The following is a 4,634-nucleotide window of genomic DNA, read 5'->3' as shown; positions in this document are numbered from 1 at the left end:
ACTTTGCTTTGCTCATTGCAGTGTCCAGTATCAGCGTGGGTTCGGTGATCTGATCAACGCTAACCGGGAAAGTTCCCTATTTATTCAACAAGGCCACGGCTACATATCATTATTTTGTAATAAAACAGAGTTATAAGAATCATTCAAAAATTAAAATTCAACACTACAATCATCAGGTGGGTAAAGCTCTATGCAAAGTTTATCATTTAAACGCTCGGCACTTGCTATAATTTTAGGTACAGTTTTGTCAAATGCCGCCATAGCACAAGATACGGCGTCCTCTATGCGCGGTGCGCTCCTGGGTACTAAGGGTAATCCAGTAAAGGCTACCGAAGTATTGATCGAACATGTTCCTTCCGGAACCAGTGTTCGAGTTACAACTGACGAGAACGGTAATTTCATTGCCAACGGCCTTCGTGTCGGAGGTCCATACAAAGTCGTGATTGACTCTGATGAGTATCGTGATGCGACATATTCTGATATTTTCTTGAAGTTAGGCGATACTTATCGGTTGACAGCACAACTTGAAGACCAAGGCATGGAACGTCTTGAAGTAACTGGTCGAACGATAAATATGGCAAGCCTCAATAGCGGCTCGTCAAGTTCGTTTGGTGAAGAGAATATTGAGTCAATGCCTGCGTTCAACCGCGACCTTAAAAGCATCATTCGTCAGAATCCATTGGCTGTAAGTTTATCGGACGAAGATTCGTCGCTGACTGTCGCCGGGTCCAATCCTCGCTACAATTCAATCACTGTCGACGGGATTGGACAGAATGATGACTTTGGGCTGAATGGGAATGGTTATCCAACCCAGCGCTCACCGATATCGTTATCTGCGATTCAAGAACTCTCGATTGATGTAGTGCCATTTTCAGCAAAAAATGGTGGCTTTAGTGGTGCTAAAATTAATGCAGTTACAAAATCAGGTACGAATGAATTTCAGGGTGAGTTGTTTTATGAATACGCAAGTGACAGCTTAGCGGGTGATCCTGAAGCAAACAAGTATGACCCCGATGCAACAGCCCCTGAACTCGACTTTACAGAGAAAACTTGGGGCGGCGCGTTAGGCGGTCCAATTATCAAAGATGAGTTGTTCTTTTTTGTTTCTTATGAAACCTATGAGGAACCACGAGGCATTGTCCGCGGTCCACTTGGTGAAGCGGCAAACCAATCTGCGAGCGTTACGCTAGATGAAATCAATGAAGTGACAGAAATCGCACAAAATGTTTATGGAGTTGAACCAGGTATTTGGAATGCGCAGCCTGTCGAAGAAGACGAAAAGATGTTGTTCAAACTTGATTGGAATATCAGTGACGAGCATCGTGCGTCTTTAACTTATCAAACAGCAGAAAGCAACAACACCAATAACAATACCGGTAGTCGCGATACCATTACTCTATCGAGTGGTTGGTATGATAAGAATGAGGAAATGAGTGCATATGCCTTGCAGGTGTTTTCCAACTGGAACGCAAATTTAGCTACTGATGTTAAGATCTCATACAAAGATGTAGAAACCGCACAGGCTCCTTTGTTAGGAGTTAACTTTGGCGATGTTACTGTGCAAACAGCCGATGGATTCATTGAGTTAGGCCCAGATCGTTATCGTCACGCCAACGTATTAGAAAATACAACAACCGAGATTCAGTTTAATGCTGAGTACTTGACTGGCGATCATGCAATTGGTTTTGGCTTAGAATGGGATGAGATTGACGTATTTAACCTTTTCGTAAATGATTCGAGGGGTATCTGGGAATTCGAATCAATTGAGGCGTTCCGTAATCGCACGGCCAGCGATTTTAGTTACCGCAATGCCTATACAAACAACGCAAATGACGGGGCCGCTTCCTTTACAAATGGTGGTACTGCAATTTACATTGAGGATACATGGACCCCAACCTGGGATATAGAAATCACAGCCGGCCTTCGTTATGAAACAATTTCAGCGGATGATGCTCCGACACAAAATGATCGCTTCACTGAGCGATATGGTTTTCCTAATACAGAGAATTTAGACGGCGAAAGTATCATTTTGCCAAGATTTGGATTCAAATGGGACATTAATGATAATTACCGTTTGCGGGGTGGTTTCGGTCGGTACGCCGGTGGGCGTCCAAATGTTTGGATTTCGAATGCATACTCGAACGACGGTGTAACCATAGTCGATGCTGACTTGAGAAATTTGGATCCGGCACTGTACTTAGAAAATGTTGATGTTACATCGATTCCGCAAGCCGTCCAAGATACGTTAGTTGCTGGAGATGGTAATACAACACCGATTGATCCAAATTTTGAATTACCAAATGAGTGGCGTTACAGCTTAGGCTTAGATTACAGCGGTGGTTTAGGCGTACTTGGTGAAGATTGGTATGCAAGTGTTGAATACATTCGTACACGTAAACAGTCAGACGTACAGTGGGTCGACTTGGGCCGTAAACCATTATTGGATGAAAACGGTAACGTCGTCACAACACCCGATGGTGGGCGTATCATCTATGCCGTTGACGACCCATTGGATAACTTTACGCCAACGACTCCCGGTGATTTCAACGGCGTAGGCCGTTATGACATTATGCTAACCAACGGCTATGGTGGCGAGAGCAATATCTTTACCGGTACTATCGGTAAAGCATGGGATAATGGTTTGAGTTTTAACGCGAGTTACACTAACCAAGATATTGAGGAAGCGGTCAATGGTGGTTCTTCGCGTGCAGAATCAAACTACCAATACGTAACGGTACTCGATCGCCAGAACCCGCTCCCAGCAACTGCTGGTTATGAAATCGAGCATCGCTTCGTATTAACAGCTCAATACAAAACAGAATTTTTTGATGGCTATGAGTCAAAATTTAACCTGTTTTATGAGCGAGTTTCAGGTCGTCCATACAGTTGGACACTAAGTTCATTCCGCGATAACTGGTTAGGCGATCAAAGTGACTTTGATGATTCAGATCAATACCTGGCATATATTCCTGCAGGGCCTAACGATCCGGCGGTTCGTTATGAAGGTGGTATGACTTACGAGCGCTTCATGGAAATTGCTGAGGCCGCAGGTGTAGCAGGTTCAGCAGGTGGCTACACACCGCGTAATGGTAGCCGCGGTCCATGGAACACCAATATCGACTTTCGTTATGAGCAAGAAGTACCGGGCTTATTCAACGACCACCGTGGCAGCTTTTACATTGATGTAAAAAACGTGCTGGCACTTATTGACGAGGATAGCGCTCAGAAACACATTATTCCGTTCGCTGATACAACCCAAACGATGGTTGACTGGGCAATTGATCCAGAAACTACACAATATGTGTATTCACCTGTGTTTGGTGGTTTCGATGATTTCGCACCGACAAGTTATCGAGCTTCGGAGTCAACTTGGCAAATAAAACTTGGTGTAAGCTATAAGTTTTAATCGCAAATCTATTAAGAAAGCCGCCCACAAGCGATTTTTGGGCGGCTTTATAAGTTAGGAATCTGAAGCTATTATGAAAAATCATCATCTTAAAGCCCCAACAGAAAGGGGCAATACTAAAAGTTATTGCCAAAAAATAATTGGAAATGCTTTCATATTTTTTACGCTCGCTACCTTATCTAATACAAGTTTTGCTTATGGTCAAAACGGACATAGAATCACCGGTTGTATAGCTGAGCAGCTAATAGACAAAAATACGAGGACTTTTTTAAATAACTTGTTACCAGTGCAGTCGTTGGCAAGAATCTCTACTTATCCTGACGAAATGCGGTCTAATCCATCTGAATTCTGGCAGAACGAGGCAGGTTATTTTCATTATGTGACGTTATCAGATGACACTGGATACCAAAATTCTGATAGGCCTGAAAATGGAGATGCATACAGTGCGTTAAAAAACTTCACTAGCGCGTTAAGTTCTAGCAATACAAGTATTGAGGAAAAAAAATTAGCCTTGAGTTTTATTGTCCACATAATTGGAGACTTACATCAACCTTTACACGTGGGCAGCGAGGCTCGAAACGATAGGGGTGGAAACTCAGTTAAAGTGTTGTTTTTTGATAAAAAAACAAATCTACACTCAGTTTGGGATACCCAATTAATCGAACATAAAAATTTATCTTTTACTGAATATTGTAGCTGGTTATTGCCTGAAATATCTGAAGACGACATTCAAAATTGGCAATCGGCTCCGCTTGAAAAATGGATTATAGAAAGCGCCGAACTTCGTGAAAAAATATACCCGAACGACGCAGATCTAGGGTATCAGTATGTATACGAATTTACGGGTGTATCCGAACTCCGATTAAAACAGGCCGGCGTTCGCATAGCCAATTACTTAAATTCTTTAAAACTAGAGTGGCCCGAATAGAGAAGAGAGTGACACCGATATTGGGCCATGTTGAACAAATACTGGACATTGCAAAGAGAAATCAAAATAACGAGTTAAAAACTGGTCTTAATACAAGATAGCCCTAAATGCGTAAGCGTAACCCGAACGTAAGCGTAACTCGAACCACACCTATTCAGTCAGAGTTTAAAGCCATAGGCTATCACCAAGTTTAATCAACAAGGTGGCGGAAACCGCAATGTGGCGGTTCAAAATCCTTACCGGAGATAGGTTCCGCTATCATAGCTACAATGCGCAAGTCGGTGAGGGTTATGTACGTGT

Annotated in this window: 2 protein-coding genes; both read left to right on the top strand. The window is 42.9% G+C overall.

Annotated features, from left to right (window positions below; all coding sequences use genetic code 11):
- Window positions 1-190: 190 nt before the first annotated feature.
- The gene (locus DEU29_RS13700) at window positions 191-3,406 is read left to right on the top strand and encodes a TonB-dependent receptor (protein ID WP_133540942.1); all 3,216 of its coding nucleotides are present in this window, start codon (window positions 191-193) and stop codon (window positions 3,404-3,406) included.
- Window positions 3,407-3,479: 73 nt separating this feature from the next.
- Window positions 3,480-4,334 carry a S1/P1 nuclease gene (locus DEU29_RS13695; RefSeq protein ID WP_133540940.1) on the top strand — a complete coding sequence of 285 codons (855 nt, stop codon included), beginning with the start codon at window positions 3,480-3,482 and terminating at the stop codon, window positions 4,332-4,334.
- Window positions 4,335-4,634: the final 300 nt, after the last annotated feature.

Origin of the sequence: Idiomarina aquatica (genome assembly GCF_004362895.1) — a bacterium.
Lineage (GTDB): Bacteria > Pseudomonadota > Gammaproteobacteria > Enterobacterales > Alteromonadaceae > Idiomarina.
This window is presented reverse-complemented; position numbering and strand designations above follow the sequence as displayed.